General features: G+C 61.7%; 3 protein-coding genes. All 3 read right to left on the reverse strand.

Annotated elements, in window-relative coordinates:
* Positions 1-44 precede the first annotated feature (44 nt).
* A complete protein-coding gene (locus F0169_RS11560; protein ID WP_152746604.1) occupies positions 45-842 on the reverse strand; it encodes a hypothetical protein in 798 nt (265 codons plus the stop codon).
* Between the two features lie 222 nt (positions 843-1,064).
* A complete protein-coding gene (locus tag F0169_RS28400) occupies positions 1,065-2,651 on the reverse strand; it encodes a thioesterase domain-containing protein (protein ID WP_425274292.1) in 1,587 nt (528 codons plus the stop codon).
* Positions 2,579-7,427: condensation domain-containing protein (locus F0169_RS11565; RefSeq protein WP_425274293.1), on the reverse strand; the 4,849-nt coding region annotated here is incomplete at its 5' end. The genes F0169_RS11565 and F0169_RS28400, both read right to left, overlap by 73 nt.

Below are 7,427 nucleotides of genomic sequence, written 5' to 3' on the forward strand. Positions count from 1 at the left end.
GCCGTCAAATAACGCTTTGTTATTGTCTTTAAGGGCTGCGAGGCTCATGGGGTTACCTCTTTGTTTTCGGTACAGCCGGGATAAATAGTGCAACTGCGGCCATCGGGCATTTTGAAACTGCTGAAGTCTGTGTAATTGCCATAACAAAACGCATGTTGATCTTCAAATCCCTTGCCCATGCAACGCTTCCAGCCTCCAGGTACCTGGACCCAGGTATCACCCATGTAAGGTTCTTCCTCATCAGCCAGCTTGATCTTCAGCTTCACGGTTTTACCCGGTAGCTGATCGAGGGTGTATGCGGCAAACGGACGACCTTTGGTGACATTGCCTTGGGCGTCGGTGCTTTTGCAGTAGAGAATTTTGGTTATGTAACGATTGGGACCAATCGTGCGAAAAAACCACTGGCACTGCCCAGAAAACTGGCTTTCGCCAGCAGCACTGAAGGTGCGCTTGTCGTCAGCGTTGAGGTGATCGCGTACGGCGATAAACCCGGAGTCACCGCCGGATTCTCCGATGTCTTTCCCGTAGGCCGCGTTAATCTCAAGCTCTATGCTGTTAATAACCAACTCACAGCTCTTGCGGGTGCGGCGTATTTCAATCTGCGCATCAGGCTTGTATTCACGCCACCATTCGCGGTTAACCTGCTTTCTCAAGTTGTCACGTCTGCCTAGGTCGCAGGACTGGCCGGGAACGGGCACGTAGCTCACGGAGGCGACATAGGCAAAACCCGGAGGCAAGTCGGCGGTGAACGTGAAGGTATTGGGCTTTTCGCTGGCAGAGCAGCCCACCGTCAGGGCCAAGCAAGTACCAAGGACGACTAAATGGCGAATAACGTGTTTCATACGGGGGCATCTCCCTGCCGATACAGTATTTCCGGGGCTTGGTTTGGCTGCAGAAGCCCCCTCTGAACGCGCTCAAATTTCGCGGCAAGCTAACAAACCGGCAAAAAAAATGATGTAGGAAGCTTCCCAAAGTGCGTTTGAATAACTTTTTATGCCTGGTGGGCCAGAAAATACGCACAAAAAAACCGGATCAATGATCCGGTTTTTTTGTGCAGCGGCGCCCTACTCCATGGCTGCCACCAAGCTATTGATGAACTCGGCGCTGTCGATGATCCCGTCATGATCGGTGTCGATCATCACCGAACGCTCGATGCGCCCCTGGCCAATTACACCCACCATGTGCTGCTCAATCTGCGCTTTAAACTGCCCGGCGCGGCTCAATGAAGCCCACCAGCAACTGAGCGGCGCCTTGATCGGCTTGAAATCCGCCGCCGTCATACGCTCACTGAGTGCCCGGTCAACTTCCCAGGAAATCTGTGCTTCATTGCCACGCAGCAACTCTTCCTTGATGCCAGTGAACGCCTCACCCAGTGTGTGTTCGGCCCATGCCACGAACGCTTGCCATTGTAAGGCTTCGTCCTTAGCCTCACGTTGGCACTGCTGCCAGGCACTTTCAATGTGCTCGGCAAACGCCGGGAACATCACCCCGAGCAATGCCGCGCGCCGTTCATTGGCCGACACCTCACGGTCTTCCTCGATGACCACCGCGTCCCAATACGGCGTGAGCCATTGCGGTGGCGCGGCGTCGATCCAGCCGACAAATTCGACCTCACGCCCTGCTTGCTCCAGCGCATAGGCGACTTCCATCGCCAAGTTGCCACCCAGCGACCAGCCGGCCAGGCGATAGGCGCCTTGCGGCTTAGCGCTCAACAATTGCGCGGTGTAGTCGTCGACCATCGCTTGCCACTCCGGCACCGACGCGCCCTCCTCCACCAGCGCACGGCAGATCACGCCGTACACCGGGCGCTGCTCGCGGAGTGCCAGGGCAATGGCGGTGTAGCAATGCACCGAGCCAAAGCTTGGGTGGAACATGAACAGCGGCGTGCCTTGGGTCTGGCTGTTGAGCTTGACGATCAACTCGCTGCGCGCACTGCCCTGCAGGCAAGCGACCTGCCCACGCACGGTGGGGTTGAGCATCAACTGACTGACAGACAGGTTGACCCCGCTGACCTGCCGGATGCGCTCCTTGAGCAGCAGCACACGCAAAGAATGCCCGCCCAGCTCGAAGAAGTTGTCGTTCAGCCCGACCCGCTCCACCCCGAGTACGTCACTCCAAATCGCAGCGACGTGCTGTTCGATTTCACTCTGCGGCGCCTGATAAGCCTGCGCTGCGTTTGCTTCAGGGGTGGGCAGCGCTTTGCGGTCCAGCTTGCCATTCGGACTCAACGGCATCTGCTCCAGCAGCACCCACTGCGCGGGCACCATGTAGTCCGGCAATTGCGCAGCCAAGTGTTCGCCGACTGCGGTTTTCCAGTCTTCGCTGCACGCATGCAACACCACATAACCCACCAGATACGCACCCTCCACGGCCAACACCGCCGCTTCACGCACATTCGCGTGCTCCAGCAGGCGCGCTTCGATTTCACCCAATTCGATGCGCAGCCCGCGCAGCTTGACCTGATGGTCGATGCGCCCGGCGTACTCGATCACGCCGTCATCACGGTAGCGCGCCAGGTCGCCGCTGCGGTACAGGCGTGCGCCGCTGCCAAACGGGTCAGTCACAAAACGCTCGGCGGTCAGCGCCGGCCGACGGTGGTAGCCCCGCGCGAGACCGAGGCCGCCCACGTACAGCTCGCCCAACACGCCCACCGGCGCCGTTCCAGGTTGCCGTCCAGCACGTAGCAGCCCAAGTTGGCGATGGGCCGGCCAATCGGCACGGCATCACGCCCTTCGTCGACGCACGTCCAGTGCGTTACATCGATGGCGGCCTCCGTCGGCCCATACAAGTTGTACAGCTGGGTGGCCGGCAATTTGGCAAATACCTGCTGCTGGGCATCCACCGGCAAGGCTTCACCGCTGCACACAATGCGTTGCAGGCTATGGCAGGCGTTAACTTCCGGGTCTTGCAAGAAGGCTTGCAGCATGGATGGCACAAAGTGCAGCGTGGTGACCTGCTCGGCGTTGATCAGGCTGACCAGCCTGGCCGGGTCACGATGGTCGCCAGGCGCTGCCACCACCAGGCGCGCGCCGGTCATCAGCGGCCAGAAGAATTCCCAGACCGACACGTCAAAGCTGAACGGCGTCTTCTGCAGCACCGTATCGCTGGCATTCAGGCCATACGCCTGTTGCATCCAGCACAGTCGATTGGTCAGTGCGCAATGCCGATTACCGGCGCCCTTGGGCTGCCCGGTAGAACCCGAGGTGTAGATCACATACGCGAGGTTTTCGCCCTGTATGGCGATAGCCGGGTTGTGCTCATTGTAGCCATCAAGCCACGCCGCCCCGCTTTCCAGCACCAGGCTCTGAACGCCCTGCGGGATCGGCAGTTGTTCGAGCAAATGCGCCTGCGTCAGCAACCATGTCACACCGCTGTCTTGCAGCATGTAGCTGAGTCGGTCACGCGGGTAGTCCGGGTCCAGCGGCACATACGCGCCACCGGCCTTGAGCACTGCGAGCAGACCGACGACCATCTCGATCGAGCGCTCCACCGCCAGCCCCACCAGCACGTCCGGCCCCACACCCGCCGCGATCAAACGATGCGCCAGGCGGTTAGCGCGACGGTTCAGTTCGGCGTAACTCAGTGGCTGCCCGGCAAACACCAGCGCCGTAGCCTCCGGCGTACGTGCGACCTGCGCTTCAATCAACTGATGCACGCCTTGGTCCAGCGGGTAAGTCTGCGCGGTGGCATTCCAGGCCTGCAGCGTTTCGCGCTGGGCCTGAGCCACCGAAGGCAGCGTGGCCAGGCGCTGATCGGCATCCATAATCAGGGCGTTGAGCAACTGCTCGAAGTGTTCAGCCAAACCCTGAATACGCGCGGCACTAAAGGCCTGCCGGTCGTAGTTGAATTCAAGCCCGAGGCTCTCGCCCATGCCCAACAGCACGGTCAACGGGTAGTGCGTCTGCTCAAGGCTGTGCACAGCGCCAAAGCGCAGGCCCGACGGCGCGCCCTGCTCCAATGCCTCGGACACCGGGTAGTTCTCGAACACCAGGATGCTGTCGAACAGCGCCTCGCCGCCCAACCCGGCCCAGCGCTGAATCTCGAACAGCGGCGTATGCTCTTGCTCACGCAAGCGCACGTTCTGCGCCTGAACCTGTTGCAGCCACTGGCTGACCGAAAGCTGTGCATCCGGCGTGGCCACCACGGGCAGCGTGTTGATAAACAACCCGACCTGCTGTTCGATGCCGCGCAGCTCGGCCGGGCGGCCGGCCACGGTGGCACCGAAGGCGACCGTCGCCTGCCCGGTGTGATAGTGCAGCAGCAGTAACCAGGCGGCTTGCACCAGGGTATTGAGGGTGACTTTGTTGCTTTGCGCAAACGCTTTGAGGCGCTCGGTGTGCGCGGCATCAAAGCTCAGCCGATGTTCGCCGTTGGCCGCCAGCGCCGCTGGTTCGTCGGTCGACAGGTCTTGAGCCAGGCGCGTTGGCGCCAGCAGGTTGACCAGTTGTTCTTTCCAGAAGGTTTCGCTGACGGCCTGGTTCTGCGCTTGCAGCCAACCGATGTAATCGCGATAACGCCCGGTCGGCGCGGCCAGCGGCTCGCCGGCATAGTGTTGGAGTACTTCACCAAACAGCTGCGAACCGCTCCAACCGTCCATCAGGATGTGGTGGTTGGTGTAGATCAGGTGATAACTCGACACGCCGGTGCGTATTACCGACAGGCGCAGCAGCGGCGCCTGTTCCAGCACAAAACCCTCGGCGCGCGCCGACTCGGCCAGGCTGTCGAGGGCCGCGAGGCAGTCTGCGCGGCCCTGCCAATCGAGTGCATCGAACGGCATGCGGCGCTGCTTGTAAACCACTTGCAGCGGTTGCTGCACATCGGTCTGCCAGAGGAAACCGCTGCGCAGAATTTCATGCCGGTCGACCGCCGCCTGCCAAGCCTGGCGGAATCGCGGCACGTCCAAACCGTCCACATCAATGCGCATCTGGTTGATGTAGTCGCCAGAGCCTTCGCCATACAACGACTGGAACAACATGCCTTGCTGCATCGGCGACAACGGGTACAGGTCTTCAACTTCAGCGGCGCTCAGTGGCAGCGCGTCCAGTTGGCTTTGAGACAGGCGCGCCAGCGGGAAGTCCGACGGCGTGACACCTTGATGGGGCGCCGCGCAGCAATGCTCGATCAAGGCCTTCAGCTCCACGGCGTAGTCATCGGCCAGTTGCTGCACGGTGGCGGGCGCGAACATGGCCTGGCTGAAGCTCCAGTTCAGTTTCAGCTCACCGGCGTAGACTTGGCCATTGATTTCCAGCCAATTGCCCAGCGGCGCATCGTCGCTTTGTTCGGCACCGCCGGCCTCACCGGATGGCGCGAACAGGCCTTGCTGTTCGCCGCCTTCAAAACTGCCGTCAAACTGCCCCAAATAGTTGAACGTAATGCGCGGGGTTGGCAACGCGGCCAACGCCTGCTGCGCCTCGTGGCTGCCCAGATAACGCAAGGCCCCAAAACCCAGGCCTTTGTTGGGCACTGCGCGCAGTTGCTCCTTGATCTGTTTGAGCGAGCCTGCCAGCGAATCGGTTGGCACCAGTTGCAACGGATAGAGGCTGGTAAACCAACCGACGGTGCGGGTCAGGTCGATCTCATCGAACAGGTCTTCGCGGCCGTGGCCTTCCAAGCGGATCAACATCGACGCGTCACCGGTCCAGCGCACCATCACGCGTGCCAGCGCCGTCAGCAGCAGGTCGTTGATTTGGGTCCGGTAGGCACTTGGCGCGTCTTGCAGCAAGCGTCGGGTAAACCCTTGGTCCAAATGGGTGGTCACGCTCAGCGCATCGCGGTTACTCACGCTGGCCTGCGGGTCGGCACCCGGCAAACCGGCGCGGCTGCCGTGCAACTGCGTCTGCCACCAGCGCAACTCCTGGCCAAGCGCGGCGCTGCCGGCGTACGCCTGCAGCCGCTCGGCCCAAGCGCGTGTGGAGCTGGTTTTGGCCGGCAGTACCACGTTGGTGCCTTCAGCCAATTGGCGGTAGGCGCTTTGCAAGTCTTCCAGCAGGATGCGCCAGGACACCCCGTCCACCACCAAGTGATGGATCACCAGCAGCAAGCGTTGTGAGCCATCGGCCAGGCCCACCAATACCGCACGCAACAGCGGGCCTTGGCTCAGGTCGAGGCTGCGTTGAGCCTCTTCGCCCAACGCCTCAAGTTCTTCCAGCGTGGTCAGCGTGGTTTGCCACAGCACGTGTTCGGCCTGGTGCTGCTCCGGGCCTCGGTAGGCCGCGGCCCAGACGTTTGCAGCGTGAACAAAGCGCGTACGCAGGGCGTCGTGATGCTCAATCAAAGCCTGCATCGCCGCCACCAGCAGCGGCGCCTCCAGCCGTTGGTGCGGTTGCAGCACCACGGATTGGTTCCAGTGCTCGCGCAGAGGAATTTCATCGTCAAAAAACGCGTGTTGCACAGGCAGCAGCAGCAACTCGCCGGTCAGCGCTGACTGATCAAGCACCAGCGCGCCCTCGCCCTCCAGGGCGACCGCCGCCAGGCTCTGCACCGTTTGGTGCTGGAACAGATCCTTGGGCGTGAACCGCACACCCACCTGGCGTGCACGGCTGACCACCTGGATCGAAATGATCGAGTCGCCGCCGAGTTCGAAGAAGTTGTCATGCACGCCCACGCGCGGCAGGCGCAGCACGTCGGACCAGATCGCCGCGAGCTTGTGCTCCAGCTCACTCTGCGGTGCGACGTAGACCTGCTGCATCAGGCTCACGTCCGGCAGCGGCAAGCCTTTACGATCCAGCTTGCCATTCGGCGTCAGCGGCATGCACGCCAGGAACATCAAGTGCGTGGGCACCATGTAGTCCGGCAGGCGGGTTTTCAGCGCGCGGCGCAGTGCTTCACGGCTGTTCGATTGCGCCACGGCATCGTCGAGCAACGTCAGGTCCAACGGCACCACATAGGCGACCAGCTGTTTGCCGGTCGGGCCTTCCTGGGCGACCACCACCGTTTCGCCGACGCTGTCCTGCTCACGCAGGCGCGCTTCGATTTCACCCAGCTCGATGCGGAAACCACGAATTTTCACCTGATGGTCGACTCGGCCCAAATAGTCGACCACGCCGTCCGGGCGGCCTCGGGTCAGGTCGCCGCTGCGGTACACGCGGCTACCGGATTTACCGAACGGGTCCGGCACAAAACGCTCGGCGGTCAAGGCTGGACGCTCCAGATAACCCCGCGCCACGCCCTCTCCGCCCAAGTACAACTCACCCGCCACGCCGATGGGTTGCAGATTCAATTGCGCGTCCAATACGTAGCCGCTGCGGTTGCCCAACAGCGTGCCGATGGGCGCGTACACCGCGCCGCAAGGGTCGCCTTTACGCGCCTTCCACAGCAACGGCGTGACCACCGTTTCAGTCGGGCCGTAGCCGTTGAACAGGTAGGTCGGCTTAAGCGCACGCCACGCCAGGTCATAACTGGCTTGGGCGACGGCGTCACCGCCGAAA

The organism is Pseudomonas kitaguniensis (assembly GCF_009296165.1).
Lineage (GTDB): Bacteria > Pseudomonadota > Gammaproteobacteria > Pseudomonadales > Pseudomonadaceae > Aquipseudomonas > Aquipseudomonas kitaguniensis.